This is a genomic window from Orenia metallireducens (assembly GCF_003001995.1).
Taxonomy (GTDB): domain Bacteria; phylum Bacillota; class Halanaerobiia; order Halobacteroidales; family Halobacteroidaceae; genus Orenia; species Orenia metallireducens_B.
Genome location: NZ_PVNB01000001.1, coordinates 135,636 through 154,782 on the forward strand (window position 1 = coordinate 135,636; position 19,147 = coordinate 154,782).

Annotated in this window: 15 protein-coding genes and 1 riboswitch; of the genes, 1 reads left to right on the forward strand and 14 read right to left on the reverse strand. The window is 33.3% G+C overall.

The features are described from left to right. Positions 1-160: 160 nt before the first annotated feature. The 11 genes from BX659_RS00605 to BX659_RS00655 form a co-directional block, all read right to left on the reverse strand. Positions 161-1,153, reverse strand: coding sequence for a glycoside hydrolase family 130 protein (locus tag BX659_RS00605; RefSeq protein WP_097016539.1), 993 nt, complete (start codon positions 1,151-1,153; stop codon positions 161-163). 743 nt (positions 1,154-1,896) lie between these two features. Beyond that, positions 1,897-2,526 carry a thiamine phosphate synthase gene (gene thiE / locus BX659_RS00610; protein ID WP_097016538.1) on the reverse strand — a complete coding sequence of 210 codons (630 nt, stop codon included), beginning with the start codon at positions 2,524-2,526 and terminating at the stop codon, positions 1,897-1,899. Then, the gene (gene thiF, locus BX659_RS00615; protein ID WP_097016537.1) at positions 2,523-3,137 is read right to left on the reverse strand and encodes a sulfur carrier protein ThiS adenylyltransferase ThiF; all 615 of its coding nucleotides are present in this window, start codon (positions 3,135-3,137) and stop codon (positions 2,523-2,525) included. Before thiF ends, thiE begins: the two co-directional genes overlap by 4 nt. Positions 3,138-3,250: 113 nt before the next feature. After that, positions 3,251-4,351, reverse strand: coding sequence for a 2-iminoacetate synthase ThiH (gene thiH, locus BX659_RS00620; protein WP_106231486.1), 1,101 nt, complete (start codon positions 4,349-4,351; stop codon positions 3,251-3,253). A gap of 2 nt (positions 4,352-4,353) precedes the next feature. Next, entirely contained in the window at positions 4,354-5,130 is a 777-nt protein-coding gene (locus BX659_RS00625; RefSeq protein WP_106231488.1) for a thiazole synthase, read from the reverse strand. A 1-nt stretch (position 5,131) separates the two neighbouring features. After that, on the reverse strand, positions 5,132-5,332 hold the full coding sequence (gene thiS / locus BX659_RS00630) for a sulfur carrier protein ThiS (RefSeq protein WP_097016534.1): 201 nt from the start codon (positions 5,330-5,332) through the stop codon (positions 5,132-5,134). Between the two features lie 80 nt (positions 5,333-5,412). Then, positions 5,413-5,526, reverse strand: a riboswitch (TPP riboswitch). A 74-nt stretch (positions 5,527-5,600) separates the two neighbouring features. Beyond that, complete coding sequence (locus BX659_RS00635) at positions 5,601-7,259, reverse strand: methyl-accepting chemotaxis protein (protein WP_097016533.1); 1,659 nt, start codon at positions 7,257-7,259, stop codon at positions 5,601-5,603. A gap of 451 nt (positions 7,260-7,710) precedes the next feature. After that, positions 7,711-9,465 (reverse strand): B12-binding domain-containing radical SAM protein, encoded by a 1,755-nt coding sequence (locus BX659_RS00640; RefSeq protein ID WP_106231489.1) that lies wholly within the window; start codon positions 9,463-9,465, stop codon positions 7,711-7,713. Between the two features lie 525 nt (positions 9,466-9,990). Beyond that, complete coding sequence (locus BX659_RS00645; protein WP_172431806.1) at positions 9,991-10,416, reverse strand: CBS domain-containing protein; 426 nt, start codon at positions 10,414-10,416, stop codon at positions 9,991-9,993. Positions 10,417-10,561: 145 nt separating this feature from the next. After that, on the reverse strand, positions 10,562-11,413 hold the full coding sequence (locus BX659_RS00650) for a DMT family transporter (RefSeq protein ID WP_106231491.1): 852 nt from the start codon (positions 11,411-11,413) through the stop codon (positions 10,562-10,564). Positions 11,414-11,435: 22 nt separating this feature from the next. Further along, complete coding sequence (locus BX659_RS00655; RefSeq protein ID WP_253250654.1) at positions 11,436-12,362, reverse strand: AEC family transporter; 927 nt, start codon at positions 12,360-12,362, stop codon at positions 11,436-11,438. A gap of 151 nt (positions 12,363-12,513) precedes the next feature. On the opposite strand from BX659_RS00655, the gene BX659_RS00660 reads away from it, so the two are divergent. Continuing rightward, positions 12,514-13,452 (forward strand): hypothetical protein, encoded by a 939-nt coding sequence (locus tag BX659_RS00660; RefSeq protein WP_097016530.1) that lies wholly within the window; start codon positions 12,514-12,516, stop codon positions 13,450-13,452. A 355-nt stretch (positions 13,453-13,807) separates the two neighbouring features. Here BX659_RS00660 and BX659_RS00665 read toward each other — a convergent pair whose 3' ends face one another. The 3 genes from BX659_RS00665 to pulA all read right to left on the reverse strand — a co-directional run bounded on the left by BX659_RS00665 (position 13,808) and on the right by pulA (position 18,828). Then, complete coding sequence (locus BX659_RS00665; protein WP_097016529.1) at positions 13,808-16,318, reverse strand: bifunctional aconitate hydratase 2/2-methylisocitrate dehydratase; 2,511 nt, start codon at positions 16,316-16,318, stop codon at positions 13,808-13,810. A gap of 131 nt (positions 16,319-16,449) precedes the next feature. Further along, positions 16,450-16,914 carry a chemotaxis protein CheW gene (locus BX659_RS00670; protein ID WP_097016528.1) on the reverse strand — a complete coding sequence of 155 codons (465 nt, stop codon included), beginning with the start codon at positions 16,912-16,914 and terminating at the stop codon, positions 16,450-16,452. A gap of 18 nt (positions 16,915-16,932) precedes the next feature. Further along, positions 16,933-18,828, reverse strand: a complete 1,896-nt coding sequence (pulA, locus tag BX659_RS00675) for a type I pullulanase (RefSeq protein ID WP_253250653.1) — start codon at positions 18,826-18,828, stop codon at positions 16,933-16,935. Between the last annotated feature and the right edge of the window lie 319 nt (positions 18,829-19,147).

A 19,147-nucleotide genomic window follows, 5' to 3' on the forward strand; every position in this document is an offset into this window, starting at 1 on the left:
CTAAGAAAGTACTTATCTTTTTTAGTTTTTATCCTTATTTATAGTCCAAGGCTATTTCTTCATAGTAGCTGTATTCATCTGTGGCTAATACATCTTCATATTTGGTCATTCTATATAAGTGATCGCTAAGATCTAAAAATATAATTTTCTTAATAATCGATTAAACTTCAGAATTAGCTTTAATATATTCAACCAACTCATTTACTTCACAATAAGCTACAGCAGTATAAGTATCAGCAGCACCATAATAGATAGCGATTCTTCCTGTATCAGCATCATGCAAGGTTGCACATGGGAAGGCTACATTAGGTACAAAGCCTGTAGTTTCATATTCTTTTTCAGGAGTTAGTAAGTAATCACGAGTTCTATAAAGCACCTTACTTGGATCATCGATATCCAAAATAGCTGCCCCCATACTATAGACATAGCCATTACAAGTTCCAGAAACACCATGATAGAACATTAGCCAACCCTCTGTTGTTTCAATTGGAGCAGGTCCACCACCAATCTTAGTACCTTGCCACCAGCCAGATCCACCATTAGACATGACGTGACGATGTTTACCCCAATAAGTCATATCCTTACTTTGGCTTAAGAAAATATCTCCAAAAGGAGTATGCCCTGTATCACTTGGACGATTTAACATTACAAAATGATCATTGATCTTTCTTGAAAATAAAACTCCATTTCTGTTAAATGGAACAAAAGCATCCTCTAATCTTGTAAAGGTCTTGAAATCTTTAGTCATTCCTACACCAATTGTTGGTCCATGAAATTCACTACACCATAAGATATAATAAGTATCTTCAATCTTTACTACCCGCGGGTCATAAGCATAACCAGGTTCAGCCTCATTGCCATCTGCATCTACCCAATTAATAGTTTCATCTTCAAACTCCCAGTTTAATGCATCCTTGCTTCTTCCAAAATGTAAGTGTGCTCTTCCATTCTTATGATCCATTCTAAAGACACCTACAAACTCTCCTTCAAAAGGAACTACTGCACTATTATAAACTCTTGCAGCAGATGGAGTTGGATTCCAATCAGTAATTGGATTAGCTAAATGGCGCCAAACAACTTGCTCATAACCTTCTGGCTTTTCCTCCCATGGCATATTTGCTAAACTTTCTCCAATAATTTTTACTTTACTCATTTAATCTACCTCCTAAAATTAATCTTTTTATTTTGATTGTATTTATATCTTAAATTCAAACATCCATAAGTAATTATCAAGCCTTATAAGAGATGTTTAAATTATGACTACTCAGTAATTTAATCCCCTGAAAATCAAGGTTATATATCTTATTATCTATATATATAGATAATAAGATTAACTATAGAGATTAAAATCACATCAATAAATTATAAGATCCCATATTGTAGCCTTATTTAAAAATAGGTGTACAATATAGGATCTTATGATTTAACAACTTATAGACTTATACCTATATAGCATTATAAAAGCAAATATAACTGTAGATAGTAATAACTCTATCCACTATTTTTAAGATTCTTTCTAAAAGGGGAAGATTGAATCAACTTATAGAAATTATTCTCTTATAGTAACTTATAATTTTCTAATATACTTATTACCCTTATATATTACATCTTAATTATATAATTTCAACACAGATAGATAAATAGAATAAACTTAGCTCTTTTTGTAATATGCTTAGAAAAAGATTAGTAATAATTTGGCTTAATTATAAAAACAAATTGGATTAGGTAGAATAAAAAATCAGCCACCCATCTAGATAAATAAAAACTAAATCTAGAAGGATGGCTGATTATAATTAATATCATAATCATTAAATCAAGCAAATATAAATAGGATTTACGCTGGTATAAATTTATAAATTCTTTATGCAGTTGCTTATCTATATTAATTTCTATGTACTACAATCTACTTCTGATACTAGCTATCTTAGCTCTAATATCTTCTGCTCCCACTATCTCTGTTACCATACAGACACATCTTGCACCTAAATCCCAAACTTGTTCTACATTATGCTCTTTAATCCCACCGATAGCTACAAAAGGAATCTCAATATTCTGAGCAACATACTCTAAATACTCTAAACCTACTGGGTCACAAACATCCTCTTTAGTATAGGTTTTAAAGATAGGTCCTACTCCAATATAGTCTGCCCCCCTTTTCACAGCATATTCAGCCTCTTGAGGTGAATGGGTTGACAGACCTATTATCTTATCTTCACCAAGCAGTTTTCGTACCTCTTCTAGAGGTAAATCCTCTTGACCGATATGTACACCATCTGCATCTATTACCAAAGCCAAATGGATATCATCATTAATAATGAAGGTTACCCCTGCTTCTTTTGTCAACTCTCTTAACCTCTGACATTCCTCATATTTATAGAGCATCTTTTTTTCCTTTTCCCGATACTGAATAATCTTAACTCCAGCAGCAATCATCTCCTCTACTACCTCAATATTGCTTCTTCCCAAAGAAAACTTTTCAGCAGTAATACCATATAAATCTGTAGTCAACTTATCTATCTTATTCATATTCTTCCCTCCAATACAGCCTCTAAAATTAAATCTGCCTGTTTAGCTGCCACTATATTAACTCGTGGAGATAACGGTGGATTATCATCATTTATCTCTGTGATAAAATCACCTACTATATAAAAATTATCATTGAATCTCTTAGTCTGAATTTGATCAGTATTTCCCCAACCAGCCAAACCTGAAGCAGAGACTAGAAATTTATCTGAATTGATATATTGCTCTACTATCAGCTTCTTACTCTTGATCTCATCAAAGGCCTCTACTACAATATCAGAGTCATCAAAGAATCGACTAATATTATCACTACTTACTCGTTCTACTATAGCTTCAACCTCTAAATCAGGATTGATTTTTAAAAGATTCTCCTTTAAAGCCAATACCTTCGCCCGACCTACTTGTTCACTGAAATAGAATTGGCGATTCAAATTAGAATACTCGATCTTATCAAAATCTACAATAACAAAGTGCTTAAAACCACTTCTTACTAAATTAAAGGCACAGTTAGAACCAAGTCCTCCTGCACCACCAATTCCTATTTTAACACCTTGTATCCTCTCTAAATTTTCTGCTCCGATATAACCTGCTAACGACTTCTCAAAATCATTCATTTAAATTCTCCTCTTATACTATAGATATCCAAGTCTAAAGTATAATTTATAATATTTTTATGTTTTGACTTTAACCCATCCACCCGTTACTCGTCACTGATTACTGCTATGCCTTATATCTGTTGCCAATCTTTAAAAACAGGCTGATAGCCTCTATTTAGAAGCAAATCTTTTACCTCTGCAACTGTTCTATCATCAGAGATATCAAATTGATTTACCCCTCTATTCTCGGCATAACCCCCAACTGCTGTTGATGACTCTGCTGACATCTTAGTGATACCCAAAGGTAGTAGATTATCCCTTAATTTATCACTCTCTCTAGTAGATAAACTGATTCCTAAACGAGGTAAAAAAAGCCTATAAGCTAAGATAATCTGTACCAGTGCAGGGTCATCTACAATTGAGTTTGGTTCAAAAAAACCCATATGAGGTCTAAGCCTTGGTAAAGAAAGACTAATCTCAGTATCCAAATATTTATTCTGTAGATAATTAGCATGTAAGCCAGCGAAAAAAGCCTCTTTTCTCCAGTCATCAAGACCCAATAAAGGACCGATATTGACTCGTCTCATACCTGCTTGACAGCCCCGTTCTGGAGCATCTAACCTAAATCGATAGTCCTTCTTAGGACCTGTAATATGTACCTGATCATAGATTTGTTCATTATAAGTTTCCTGATAGATAGTTAACCCATCAACTCCTGCGTCCACTAACTCTCTATACTCCTCAGTCCCCATTGGATAGACCTCAATAGCAATAGAGGAGAAATATTCTGTTAAAATCTCTATAGAATCTTTGATATATGAAACAGGACTATGCTTTCTTGATTCACCTGTTAGCACTACTAAATCTTTAATCCCTTTATTCACAATAGCTTTAGCCTCTTCCTTAACCTGCTCTAACGTCAACTTATCCCTTTTAAATCCATTCTTTACATTAAAACCACAATAGGCACATTGATTAACACAGTAATTGGCTAGATAAAGAGGAGCATATAAGAAGATCACCTTACCAAAGTTCTGAACCGTTAGTTGATGAGCCTTCTGAGCCATCTCCTCTAAATAATCATTGGCTGCTGGCGATAATAATACCAAAAAGTCCTCCTCTTTCAACCTATCCTTAGCTAAAACCCTCTCTACATCATATCTATTGACTTTAGCAAAAAAATTATCCAAATCAATATTCTTTGCCCTTCTATACTCTTCATAAAAACTCATAACTACTCTCCTTTTAAAAACCCTGTTAATGGTGATGAAGCTGAAGCATAATCTTTGACTGCACCTGGTCCAGCCAGATAAGCTATTCTTCCTGCTTGCACAGCATAATCAAAGGCTTGTGCCATCTTAACTGGATCATTTGCTGTAGCAATAGCTGTATTAACCAAAACTGCATCTGCTCCCATCTCCATTGCTTCTGCTGCATGAGAAGGCTTACCTATTCCAGCATCCACAATGATTGGCAACTCAATCTCATCAATTAAGATTCTAATCAACTCTTTAGTCTTTAAACCACGATTAGAGCCAATTGGAGCCCCTAAAGGCATTACTGCTGCTGCACCTACCTCTTCTAACCTCTTAGCTACCATTAAATCTGGACTAACATAAGGAAGTACAACAAAACCCTCTTTAGCAAGAATCTCTGTTGCTTTAATCGTCTCTTGGTTATCTGGCATTAGATATTTGTTATCAGAGATAACCTCAATCTTAATCCAATTGCCACAGCCTGCCGCCTTAGCAATTCTAGCTATTCTGACTGCTTCCTCTGCTGTTCTAGCTCCTGAAGTATTAGCTAATAAAGTAAAATCTTCAGGAATATAATTAATCACATTCTCTTCTGGATTATCAAAATCTACTCTGCGTAAAGCCATTGTTACTACTTGAGAGTTAGATGCTTCTAAGGTCTCTCTAATAACCTCTTTACTAGGAAATTTACCTGTCCCTGTAAATAATCTACTCTCTAACTCCACTCCACCAATTACCAATTTATCTTCTACCATTTTACCCACCTCCTACAAATCTAAGAACCTCTAAGCTATCTTGATCCTTCAAAAGAATCTCTTCCCACTCTTCTTTATTCACAACTCTTTTATTGTACTCAATTACTAAGCGGTCCAATTCTAGACCTTTTGACTTTAGAAACTCTGTCAGTCTTATCTCTTGCTCTAAACTCTCTTCTTGACCATTTACCTTTATTCTCATTTTTCCCTCCTTCATAAAATAAAAATGCTCCCTACGCAGGGAGCATTTTTAAGTAAGAAGCCCAATCTATTATCAAGCTTATCTATCTAAAATCGCTTCCCTACGCTGGTATTAACCAGATCAGGTTGAAGAGTTGGAGATAATCGGATAAATCCCCTCTCAGCCTATAAAATTAGGCACCCCTAGCTTTATATTCTATTGTAACCTTATTATAAATTATATCTACTTTAAATCTTTATTTCAATACCTTAGCCTAAAATATTATAGATTATTTTTTCAATCTTTTATTTGCTTCTACTACCTGATTGATAGCCTCCAATTGTTCTTGGGAGACCTCTGAACCTTCTTTAATCTTAAAATATAAGTTGGTAATTGCATGAGTTACTTCAGTCATTAAATCCTTTATCTTTTCAGCTGAATTCAAGGTCTCTTCAGTCTGAGCAGATACCTCTTCACTGGAAGCAGAAATCTCTTCAACTACTGTGTTGAGCTGTTCACTAGAGATAACCTGGGTCTCAGAGGAGGACATTACTGCTTTCATCTTATCTTCAACTTGCTTTGATAAATTATTAATCTCATCAAAGATATCAATAATACTCTCTTGAGAGCTATCCTTAGACTTACTCATTACAGCAACAGCAGTCTCTACCACCCCTTCAATCTCTTTAGTAATCCCTTTAACCTCTTTAGTAGCCTCTATACTTTCAGTTGCCAACTCTTTAATCTCTTCTGCAACCACAGCAAATCCTCTACCATGCTCACCAGCCCTTGCAGCCTCAATAGCGGCATTTAATGCCAATAAATTGGTCTGATCTGTAATTTGCATAATCTTATCAGAGATCTTTCCTATCTTATCAGCACTCTTTCTTAGCTCTTGCATTGTATCAGCAGTTTCATGAATGATTTTAGTTCCTGACTCTATCTTCTGACTTGTATTCTCTATACTCTGATAAGTATCCTTACCAGCATTTGAGATCAGCTTAGCCTGTTGAGATAATTGCTTAACCCCTTCTTGAACCTCCTGTAAAGATACTGATACTTCATCTACAGCAGCAGCCACCTCTACATTTCCAGAAATTAAATCCTTAATCACTGAAAAGGCTTGGGTAATCTCCTTATCAACCTCATCAGCAATTCCTTCCATCTCTTGAGATGTCTCGGTCACAGTCTTTACTTTACTAACAGCCTCATTTGTTCTTTCCTTAATTATAGTAGTCAACTTAGCAACTCCATAAGAAATAATAACTCCTAATACAGTTCCAATTAAAAGACTCAATAATACTATTACAGTTACTCTTCCCTTAATGATGTCAGTATAGTTAATTACCTGCTTAATATCTTGATCTAATTGCTCCCAACTATCTTTATTTAAATCAAGGTTGGCTAAATTAATACTGAGGACAAGATCATCAAGCTTTTTCAATCTCATCTTCTTTCGAATACCATTTCCTTCAAATTCTAATAATTCTTGAACATCATCTTTAAACTCATTATTTAATTCACTAACTTCATTTATTTTACTGAGCATTTTCTCATCATTAATATGTTCTCTCAAGCTATCAAGATGGTTCTTTAAAGAGTCATCTTTATTTAAAATTTCAAAGGCCTCTCGACTCATTAAATCAGTATATATCCGATAAATATTAAGCTGATTTAAAAATGAATCCCTAGATATCGCTGAATTTAACTTAACAGTTGGTATTACTCTTTTATTTAATTCATTAATTCTCTCACTAATTTGATTGGTGTTCTGCCAAATTATTCCTCCAGTTAATAGACTTACCACTATCAATAGCAAAAATCCTACTTGTACCTGTCTAACAATCGTTGTACTAGATAGTACCTTGGTCAAAGTTTTTAATAATCCATTAATCACTTTATTATCTCTTATCTTCAACTTTTTTATAAATTTTTTAAATTTGTTCATAATTTGCCCCCTCCTCTATAGCAAGTCTGTAAATTTGTTGGTCTAGTCCAATAAGGGCTTAGTAAAACTTATTATTTCTTATAAGTCCTTGCTTTTTCTATGCTCAAGCCTTAAAGATTAATATTAAAGCTAACAAAGTTATCATAAATCGCCATAAATAAAAAATTGCCTTACATCTAAACAAGTAGATCTATTATTACAAAAAAGTATATCGCCTTAAATCTTAGAACTGTTATAAGCAGAATTAAATCTTACCACTTCTTAATCAATTATAAGACTATATACTAAATAAAATTTAACTCTTACTACTAATTTTAGAATTTAACTTCTACTTATATAATTCTATTATTAATCTATAAATCCTCTAAGATACAGATATTTATTGAGAATTATATAAAAACATATAATAATCTATTAAGTTAACACCTTATGCTGATAGAATAAATAAATATTAAAGATCAATCTCCTTAAATAGAGCTTTATTCAAAAGGTTTTCCTTATTATAATAATTAAAGAGAATAACTGTATAATCTTCTCTTATATCTTTAGTGAAGTCATTAATAATATCGAAAATATTATATTTAAAGGTCTCAACTTGAATCTGCCGTTGTATCTGTCTCGAACTTAAGTCAGTTAATTCAGGTAGATATTGTTTCACCATCTCTTCATCATTGATAAAGTCCTTAAATCTAGACTTATAATCCTCAACTTCATATTTATTTAAGAAATCTGCTAAATCTACTTTTCTCCTTCCTAACAATAGATCAAACTTTAATATTTCATTGAAGATCTCCTCTTTATCTTGACAGTATTCTTGATAAAATTCCTGTAAGTACTCATATAAACTCTCTAACTTATGGGAATATCGATAATACCCCTTCTGCTCCCAAAACTCAGCCAAAGACTCATACATATCAAAGGGACTCTCATAGAAGTTCTTCTCAATAAACTCGACACTATAATCAAAATGATGGGAATTGCCAAAGGTCTCTAAGACCTCTTCTATCATCTTTAATTTTAACATCTGACTATAACTTATCTTCTTATTTGCTAAAACTTCATAAGGTGGCATTGGAGTATAGATATATTCATACTCTTTTTCTCTTATACGCAAGCCAGAACCCTTGATTAACTTTAAAAACCCTAACTGCAGCCTTCCTGCTCTAAGCTGATAGACATCATTGAAGGATTTTCTAAAGCTCTGATAATCCTCTTGTGGTAGTCCAGCAATCAAATCCAAGTGTAAATGTATATTCTTAGGCTTAGATAACTTTCTAACCACTTCACTCAATCGTTCAAAGTTCATCTTCCGATCGATTAATTTTAAGGTCTCTGAATTGGTAGACTGTACCCCAATCTCAAACTGGAAATATCCTTGAGGTACTTTAGCTAAAAATTCAATTATCTCATCACTCAATAAATCGGCTGTTATCTCAAAATGAAAGTTCATCTCATGGTCACTTGGCTTATTCTCTAATAAAAACTTAAATATCTCTAAAGCCCTCCTTGGATTACAGTTAAAGGTTCTATCTACAAACTTAACCTGTCTGACCTTAGCCTTAATAAATTTTAATAGCTCCTCTTTTACCCTCTCTAAAGAGAAATATCTCACTGAAGATAAGGTAGATGACAAGCAATATTGGCAGTTAAAAGGGCAACCCCGATTAGATTCAAAGTAAATTATCTTATTCTCTAAGCCCTCCATACTCTGATAAGGAGATGGTATCTCATCTAAATTATCGATAACTGGTCGAGGAGGGTTTTTGATAATCTTATCATCCTCCCGATAGACCAAACCCTTTACTATAGATAAATCTCCAGTTGTAGTTAACTTGTTCAAAAACTCCTTAAAGGTAATCTCACCTTCACCACAAATAATATAATCCACACTAGGATTCTCTTCCATTGTTTTGATTGGGTCAAAGGATACCTCTGGTCCTCCTAATAAAACCTTTACATCTGGTTGTACCTTCTTTAAAAGACTGATAATCTCTAAAGTCTGCTCTATATTCCAGATATAACAGGAAAAGGCGATAATATCAGCCTGCTGACGATAAAGCTCAGCTACAACATCATCACTATGCTGATTGATTGTATACTCCTCCAAATTAATATCAAACTCATCTTCACAGTAGCTCTTGATATACCGTAAAGCTAAGGATGAATGTATGTATTTAGAATTTAATGTAGTTAATAAGGTTTTCATGTTGATAACTCCTTTATTATAAATAATTTAATTAATAATTTTATATTGATACAATTTAGAAATATTGCTTCACTTTAAAAATTTAGACTTAAGAACTTTTTTAAGAAACATAAGCGGTATTTAAGTTATAGTCTAATGCTATTCTAAAATCAAAAATTCCAAATAAATTTAATATCTCTTATATAAGTATAGCGTGTTTCGTTGGGAAAGTAAGCGGTCTATTAAAAAGGAAATAGTTCATCATAGAACTACTTTAATTAATTTAATTACTCAAGTTTTAGTTATAGGTGTTAGCGTTTTCCCTGTTTTTAAATGATTTTTTGCCTACTTTTTTATCTATGGACGCCCCGTAGGAAGTAGTCTTGGGCTGAAAAAGGTAGGTCGCCTTTTAGGCGAAACCTAAGATAATAAATTACTTTAAACTTTAGATTATAAGAATTAAAGGGATTTGTCAATTAATTCTTCAATTAGAACTGAAAAAGGAAAAATCCCTACTCCTGGGAGTAGGGACTAGAGCTAAATAGATCATTTCTGAGGTTTACTTGGAACAGAAATACTTGATAATGCATTACCTGCTTCCATATCACTCTTATCTTGGACAGCTAAATCTCCTAAGGCAACAATACCAACTAAATTTCCATTCTCCACAATTGGTAATCGTCTGATTTGGTTCTCTGCCATCAACTGAGCAGCCTCTTCTACGCTCATTTCAGGATTACCATAGACCAAGTTTCCAGACATACAATTCTGTACTTGATCATTAGCATTTCCATTTGCAGCAGTATTACGTATAGCAATGTCACGGTCTGTGATAATACCAACAGGTTGAGCTCCATTAGTAACTGGAACAGCACCTACATTAAGATTTTTCATAATCTGTGCTGCTTCATTGACAGTAGAGTTAGGAGCAACAGTGGACACGTTACTGGTCATAATATCTCTAATTTGCATGTTGATTATCCTCCTCCTTTTCAAGATTAGGATGTGTAATTAGAGTTTTTTAATTCTAAATAAGCTAATCATTTTTAATCAAATATGATAAATTTTAACAATATGCTATTCATTAGGATATCTAGTCTTCAAATAATAAAATAAACTATTCTCCAATCACCAAGTAACTACTAATTAGAATAAGTACTCCTCCAATAAAAGTTGAGATAGTAGGTATCTCCCCTAAAAAGACCCTTGCAAATAAGATTGCACTTAAAGGATCAAGATAACTTAATATTCCTACATCGCGTTGAACCTTGCTCAACCTCAATCCCTTTAGATATAAGATTAAAGCTAGTGCTGTATGGATAATTCCGATAATAGCTAATAAGAAAAGTGAAGAGAGCTTTGGTAACTCTCCCTGCCAAGCAAAGGGAAATAATATAAGCATAGAGATACCTGTCTGCACTAAAGTTAAGTGTCGAACAGAGATTCCATCGATCTTCTTAGAAAGAAGGGTGAATAAAGCATAACAAAAAGCAGCTATTAAACCATAACCTATTCCTGTTATACCTTCTAAAGTTATATTCTTGTTAGGGATCAAAATCATAATAAATATACCTAAGAACCCTAAAGCTAAGGATATCACTCCTCTCCCAGTTAACCTCTCTTTTAAAAATAAAATTGATAGTAACACAAGCAAGGCTGGAGAAGTATAATAACTTAAAGTAGCACTAGCGACACTTGTATTCTTAATTGCTTGAAAGAAGAATACCCAGTTTAAAGAGAGTACTATTCCAGAAACTATCAGTAAATATTTATTATTTTTCTCTAAAGATATTTGCATATCATTTTTGTAAACTGACATAAGTAATAAAAATAAAAAAGCAAAAAATACTCTATAGAAGACAATTAGCTCTGACGGATAAGGAAGCCAACGGACAAATAGCCCAATACTACCCCAAATTAGCATAGCAACTATAATAAATAAGTAGCCCAATTTATCTTTACTTAACAAAGCATAATCCTCCCTTTCTAAACTACAATAGATATACTATCAACGGAATTGTTAACACTGATAATAATGTACTTAAAAATACCCCTTCAGAAGCTAAAGCCGCATCGCCACCAAACTCTTGGGCAAAGATAGCTGTATTAGCAGCAGCAGGCATTCCTGTTAAGATTACCGATACACCTAAAACTAATGGATTTAATTCTATTGGTAAGGCTTTTAAGATAAGCAGTACACCAATAGGTAGGATAAGTAATCTAATGGCACTAACAGCCCATAGTTTCCAATTATAAAAGATCTCTGTCAACTTAACCTGTGCCAATATAGAACCTACTACCAACATAGATAAAGGGGTAGTTGAATGACCTAATATCTCCAAAGTCTCTGCAATGGCTATAGGTAACTTAATGGAGAATACAAATAAAAGAAAGCCAATTCCTACCGATATAATCCCAGGATTAAGTAGCTCACTAAAATTAATCCCTTTATCTTCCTGATGGCTACGGCTCATAATCATTACTCCCAAAGTCCAAATTATCACATTAAAGAGTAGATTATAAATCGCTGCTAAAAACAATCCTTCAGAACCAAAGATAACAGCAACTACAGGATAACCCATAAATCCTGCATTAGAGAAGATTAAGATAAATTGAAAGATATCACGCTCTTTATCTGTAGTCGGCAATAGCCTGATTACTAAATAAGAGAATAAAATCATAATTATGTAGATACCCAAAGTTATCAAAAATATATTTTTTAAGTTACTTAAGCGCTCTAAAGTGAAGTCATAATTCATAGAATCAATAATTAAAGCTGGTAAAGTCAGATAGATAATAACATTGGTTAAGTTCTTACTAAGATGCTCATCAACAACCTTTAATCTTTTAATAATAAATCCTGATAAAAGAAGAAAAAATAAGATTAATGTCTGATTAAATACAGTAGAAAAATTCATTTTTATCACCCTTTCTAAACTTTAATTGATATAATAGTCTCATAATAAAATCAGCAACTACATATATTATATTGTTTTTCTAAAAAACTGTAATATAATTAAATTATAAGTCTCCTGTCAAAAGCAATCTAATATAAAGGAGGAGTTAACTATGACTTGTTATTATAGACTCAAGGATTTAAGTGAAGACTTTGAGTTAAATCCAAAATTCTTACAAGACTATCTCAAAGGATTGACCATCAATAATAACTCAAAATCTGTAAATGAAAATAATAGTAACTACTATTTAAATAGTGATAATCTGATTAAGCTACTGGATTTGGTTAAAGCAGATTATCTTTCCTTTGATATACCACTACTAAACTTTATTATCTGCCATAGATTCAAAGATTTAATTAAAGATAATAATATAATCCTACAATTTACTAATCGTAGTAAGCTAATACAACAAAGGGACTTAAGTAAATTTGAAAAGCTGCCAGAATCTCTAAAAGAGGATTATTATCACTTTGCTGATAAAGTCTTGGCTTGGATTAAAACCAAATTATTCTCTGACAATTTGACCAAAATTATTATAGACAGAATAACTAACTGTAATAAGCAGAATAATGCAGATATAAGAATTACCTTTTATGAAGGTAGTCAAGTTGATGATCTATATCTAATTGTCCAAAAGGAAATAGATAATCTCAAAGAGTTAAAGCTCAATCAATCTAACAAGGAAATCAAGAATAATAATCACCTACTTGCCCAGCTTAAAAACATACTGAATAATTCAGAAGATATTCTATTAGATATGAGCAAATTATTAGAAAAAATTAATGATGAACAGCATATCCGCCAGATATTTAAACTAATTATCGGTGTTGAATCCTCTTATAGAGTAGTCACTTCACCAGATCTGATGATAATTGGCTTTAATAAATTAAACCTACCAAGCAAATTGGAAGTCAACTATAATAATAACCTCGAACTAAACTTTAATAATGGTTGTAGCTTTATCTGCCAAATAGAAGAGAATAATGATTCTAAAAAACTAGTCATAAATCTAGCTGATTTGCCCAAAGACTTAGAATTAATCTCATTATAAATTATAAGATTAAACCTAAGTTTAAGTTTAAGAATTATACTTGAACTTAAACTTAGCCTAAACCGCTTCCTGCTCCAGTAATGACTATGACCTTCTCTTCTAACATCCCTACACTCCTTTTGTATTATTTTAAACTATAATCTTCAAGCTGTCCATTGCTATTAATTCTGCCCTATAATTATAATTATTATATTTTAATAGATAAGAGGACTATAGGGATATTACACTACTTTTACTTTAAAAAGTGAGCAAACTTTTTTATTAATCCCAAAATATCTACATAAGTCAAAGCCCCCCTTGCTAAACAAGAGGGGCTTTAATCTATTAATACTTAATCTTAGAGTCAAAATCAGTCTTACTTAAACATATCAAAGTACTCTTCTACTGTAGGGAATTTACCTAAAATAGCTGCTATAGCTGCTACATGGGCACTACCTAAGTAAGTTTGAGAGTCAGCTGGTCCAATTCTAGATTGATAATTTCTAGTTGTAGTAGTTAATGCTGTAGAACCAGCACCAATTCTACGCTTATTACCCATACATAATCCACAGCCAGGCATAGTAATAGTAGCTCCAGCTGCTGTTAATTTAGCAAGACTACCATCACTAGCTAGTTCATTATAGATATCTCTAGAAGCAGGACAGACTACAAAGTTAACTTCATGAGGGATCTTATGCCCTTCTACTATTCTAGCCGCTGCTCTAATGCTCTCTAAATCCCCACCGACACAGCTACCGATAAATACTTCGTCTAATTCTACTCCTGCTATCTCTGATAAAGGTGCTACATTATCAGGATGATGTGGTTTAGCTACTAATGGCTCAGTAACCTCTCCTAAAGGAATTTCGATAGTAGCTGCATAATCAGCATCGTCATCACCTTTAAGTAGAACTGGATTAGCTAGATACTCTTCCATAGCTTTGATTGTATCCTTTACTGATGGTGACTTTTGAGCATCAGGTCTAGATTTCAAGTACTCTAAATTACTCTTAATTGCTTCAGTTGTCACTTCATCAGCTGGAACAGTACCAGCAGAAGCACTTCTCTCTGCTACTGCATTTGTCAAGATATATCTCTCATCAGCATCTAAGAACTCTACACCCTCCATCTCGATAATTCTACCAGTATAAATATCTTTACCAACAGTCTTATCAGCATAAACTACCAATGTAGAGACTAAATCTCTAGCAGTAATTCCTTCTTTAGGCTGCCCCTTGAAGATAACTCTAACAGACTCGTCCATAGTCATAGTCTGCTTACCATACTTCATTGCTCCAGCAATAATATCAGAAGCAGCTGGGAAAGATACTCCAGTTGGGGTTCTAGTATGAGAATCTCCTCCTACAATTACATCTGTCGGTAATACAAACCGGTTACCAATAGTATGAATGATACCTTCTCCAGTCTCTAGACAGACTCCACCACGCTTTGTCACAAATTCATCAATGAACTTATGTCTGTTTCTATCTTCACTAGATGGACATTCTCCAGTATGGCATAAACTCTGTACTACAAATTCAGCTCCAAAGTCTCCACCTGCCATCAATTGATACTCCTCTAAGGTCATTGGACCAGTAGTATCTTGGGAGAATACACCTCTGATTTTTACTTCAGCAGTCTCTCCTGCTAAGATGGTATCCTTTCCATCTAATCTATTCATCGCTACAATCTTTTGAGCAAGAGTCTGTGGTACTCTCTCTTCCTCTTTTTCTACTGGTGCAGGAACTTTACTCTGGTCAAAATCAATATCATGATCTAAACAATATTGAACGGCCCACTTCTGTAACTCATTACCTGCATCAAAGTAAGTCATTCCTCCAGCAGCTATCTTATCTAATTGGAAAGGAATCGGTAACTTAACATCTATCTCATCTTCTCCATTAATTATCAATTTTTTATTCTCTATATCTACTTCTAAGTTATCTCCTTCATTAATACTATCTGTATCACAGATAACTGGTAAGATAGCAGATGCCATTAAAGAGATTTTAAAGATTGGAGCCATACTCTTAGCAACAACTACTCCTCCAGCCTTCTTCTCTGGTTCACCATCAACTGGCTTACCTAAGACCTGTAACATAGTATAAGTAGCAGATTTTCTAGAAGAACCTTCCCCTAGTGCCGAACCTGCTACAAAGAAGATATTCTCATTCTTCTCTTTTAATGCTTTCAACCTGTCCATAAAGTCTGCTTCATCTTCTCTACCATCCATAATAAACTGTGCATGTAGTGGATGGTCAGTTCTACTATCAGCATTCTTAGATGGACTTAAATGTCCTGTAGTAATATTGTTTCCTACCTTAATCGATAGCCCTTGATATTTGTCAGCTAGCTTCCAGCCTTGAGCAAACTTTCTTTCTGCCCAACTCTTAATTACATCTTTAACTGTACTATTATCCTCAGCTAAAGCTACTAATCTATTAAACTCAGAAGGGTTAACCAATACTGTATCTTTAAGTATATCTAGTATCTCTTCAGTATAGTAACCTTCTTCTAATAAAGTAACTAGCTCTACAGCAGCAGCTCCCCCTTGCATCTTATCTAATAATTCTAAAGCATCATTTTTAGATAAGTAATCACTGCTTAATTGACCTCTAACAAACTTAGCTAATCCCTCAGCCTTTGCATAAGAAGATGGGAATGTTCCCCTTCTTACCTCTTGAGAGATCAATCTCAAAAGTAACTTATCTAAACTCTCTTCTTCAAATATAACAAAATTCTCTTCCGCTAAATTATCTAAAGTTAGACCTTCAATAACAGCCTCAACCTCTTCTTTACTTAAAGGTCTTGGATCTAAACTATAAGTTTTCTTCCGCTCTATAGCTTTTTCTTTATAAGCCTCTAACACTGCTAATAACTTCTCCATGCTCTCCTCCTATGATAAATATTTTTAATTAATTATACAATAAAATTTATAAATTTACAAATTGGCTGATTTACTTTATTTAGGATTAAATCCATATATCAATAATAAAAGCTCCCAGTTGGGAGCTTTTATTATTGATGGTTTTCTGCTATTTCTTCTATCTTAATCTGATCTTCAGTACTTAAAATCTTATCAAGGTCTAAAATAATAATTAACCTTTCTTTTAACTTAGCAATTCCTTCTAAGTATTCAGTCTTAATTCCTGCTATTCCTTTCTTAGGAGCAGCAATCTGCTCTTCTTCAATTCGAATTACCTCAGAAGCATCATCTACAACAAAGCCAACGTCTATATCATTAATCTTAACAACTAAAATCCTATCCTCCCCTTGATCATTAAGGGGAAAGTCCAATCTTTTTCTTAAATCGATAATAGTGATAATATCTCCTCTAAGATTGGTAATTCCTTCAATAAAACCTGCTGCTTGGGGCAATTTAGTGACTGGCTGTGGTTTAAGAATCTCCTGCACCTTATTAATCTCTACTCCAAACTCTTCAGAAGCTAACTTAAAGACAATAAATTGATTCATAGTTCCCATATTTAACTCCTCCTATAATTATTTATATAATACCATTGTACTGATCTTAGGTACCATTACTCTCTGATTATCAATGACCTCTAATACTTCAGTCCCAGCTCTCTCCTCTTTAACGACTACATTCCATTTATCATCTTCAGGCAGTATTACCTCTTTACTTTCATGATTTGGATTAAAGATAACAACTATCTGCTTCCAGCTATCATTATTAGCATTATCCTTTAATTGATAGATAATTATGCCATCAGCAGCCTCTAAAAATTCTAACTTCTCCCTAATTTCTTCAGAATCTCTCATCCTAAAAGCAGGATGCTCCCTTCTTAATTCAATTAAACCTTTATTGTAAGCAAAGGATTCAAAGTTCTTAGTCTTCCTTTCCCACTCAATCTGATTAATATCATCAGGTGAATTATAACTATTAGCAACTCCATACTTTGTTCTTAAAAGCTCAACCCCCCCATGTAAGAAGGGAATACCTTGAGAGGTCAAGACTATAGCATTACATAAATTATTCATCCTAACCTTATTTGCTCGGCTATCTACAGGATTACTCTTCTCAATCTTATCCCATAATGATAAGTCATCATGTGCTGAAACATAATTAACAACTTCATTGGGATTAGCAGCAAAAGAGTTTATAGCTGCCACAATACCCTCTTTTACATGGTTTATATTGCTAATCTTTCCAGTCGCATAGCCTCTATCCTCTCCTCTAGTACTTCCTTTTACTGCATCTCTTAAATTATCATTAAAAACTCCAATACCCAAATTTCTCTGTTCCCCTTTGCGCATTTGAAGCTCCCCAGGTAATGGAGAATAGTCAGCCATCCAAGGCTCTCCATAAATTAGAATATTAGAATCAATTTCCCTAAGAGTCTTCTCAATTAATTTCATCGTCTCTTTATCATGTAAAGCCATCAAATCGAATCTAAATCCATCAATATGATACTCTTCAGCCCAATACTTAACAGACTCTACGATAAATTTACGTACCATAGGAATCTCTGAGGCAACTTCATTACCACAACCTGAACCATTAGAGAATTCTCCATTATCCTTAAAACGATAATAATACTCAGGAGCCAACTTACCAAAACTTGAAGTCAAGGTAGCATAAGTATGGTTATAGACAACATCCATTACAACTCTAATTCCATTCTTATGTAAAGATAAGACCATCTCTTTCAACTCTTTGATTCTAGCTAAAGGATCTGTTGAATCCGTCGAATATGAACCCTCTGGTACATTATAATTCATTGGATCATAGCCCCAATTATACTCTTCATCTTTACTCTCATCTACACTTCCATAATCAAATATGGGTAATAAGTGAATATGAGTAATTCCTAACTCCTTTAAATGATCAATTCCAGTTTTAATATCTGTACCTGCTAATGTAGCTCCTTCTTCAGTAAATGCTAAATACTTTCCTTTATATTTCATTCCAGAATTTTCAGAGATAGAGAAATCTCTTACATGCATTTCATAAAGAACTGCATCCTCAATTTCTTCAAAAATCGGTCTTTTATCTCCTGCCCACCCACTTGGGTCTGTCTCTTTTAAATCAACTACTGCTCCTTTAACTCCATTTTGAGAAACAGCTCTAGCATAAGGATCTACAGCATAATTAACCTCTTCATCACACTCAACTTTATATTGGTAAAATTTATTCTTATGATTCCCAGAAACATTTACTGTCCAAACGCCATTCTCCTTCTTTTCCATCTCATATACTTTGTCAGCCTCTTCTTCATCAAAGTTCTCACCATATAATACCAAACTTACTTTATCAGAGTTGGGTGACCAGACAGCAAACATTGTTTTCTCAGGTGTATATTGACAACCTAGCTGTTCATCGCTATATTCCAAATAGACTCTTTCAGATTCAGAAAATCTATCCAAGTAGTTATTCACTTTACCACCTCTATTTTAAATAATTATATAAATCTAATAAATTATTAAGAATAAGCGACTATTACTTATACTTAAGATTAGACATTATTACAAAAAACTCCTTTATAATTCACTTAAAACTTAGGTTACAGGATACAATAAAAATTCTAATAAATAGATTATCTACCTGTTAAGATCGATAAAATCTAAATATCAATTTTTGAGTAAAAAATAATACATTATACCTTAGTATTACCAGAATATAATATTATATCTAGAATATATTGAAAGTTAGCAACTAATATTCTAAATAGAAAGTGAAATCAAATAAAATAGATAT

What these genes read in the sequence shown, in the direction of transcription:
- thiS (WP_097016534.1), bottom strand. Translation starts at nt 5,332, where the DNA reads ATGAGAATAAAGGTAAATGGTCAAGAAGAGAGTTTAGAGCAAGAGATA.
- thiF (WP_097016537.1), bottom strand. Translation starts at nt 3,137, where the DNA reads ATGAATGATTTTGAGAAGTCGTTAGCAGGTTATATCGGAGCAGAAAAT.
- BX659_RS00605 (WP_097016539.1), bottom strand. Translation starts at nt 1,153, where the DNA reads ATGAGTAAAGTAAAAATTATTGGAGAAAGTTTAGCAAATATGCCATGG.
- BX659_RS00625 (WP_106231488.1), bottom strand. Translation starts at nt 5,130, where the DNA reads ATGGTAGAAGATAAATTGGTAATTGGTGGAGTGGAGTTAGAGAGTAGA.
- BX659_RS00655 (WP_253250654.1), bottom strand. Translation starts at nt 12,362, where the DNA reads ATGAATTTTTCTACTGTATTTAATCAGACATTAATCTTATTTTTTCTT.
- BX659_RS00640 (WP_106231489.1), bottom strand. Translation starts at nt 9,465, where the DNA reads ATGAAAACCTTATTAACTACATTAAATTCTAAATACATACATTCATCC.
- thiE (WP_097016538.1), bottom strand. Translation starts at nt 2,526, where the DNA reads ATGAATAAGATAGATAAGTTGACTACAGATTTATATGGTATTACTGCT.
- BX659_RS00645 (WP_172431806.1), bottom strand. Translation starts at nt 10,416, where the DNA reads ATGCAAATTAGAGATATTATGACCAGTAACGTGTCCACTGTTGCTCCT.
- BX659_RS00670 (WP_097016528.1), bottom strand. Translation starts at nt 16,914, where the DNA reads ATGGGAACTATGAATCAATTTATTGTCTTTAAGTTAGCTTCTGAAGAG.
- BX659_RS00635 (WP_097016533.1), bottom strand. Translation starts at nt 7,259, where the DNA reads ATGAACAAATTTAAAAAATTTATAAAAAAGTTGAAGATAAGAGATAAT.
- thiH (WP_106231486.1), bottom strand. Translation starts at nt 4,351, where the DNA reads ATGAGTTTTTATGAAGAGTATAGAAGGGCAAAGAATATTGATTTGGAT.
- BX659_RS00660 (WP_097016530.1), top strand. Translation starts at nt 12,514, where the DNA reads ATGACTTGTTATTATAGACTCAAGGATTTAAGTGAAGACTTTGAGTTA.
- BX659_RS00665 (WP_097016529.1), bottom strand. Translation starts at nt 16,318, where the DNA reads ATGGAGAAGTTATTAGCAGTGTTAGAGGCTTATAAAGAAAAAGCTATA.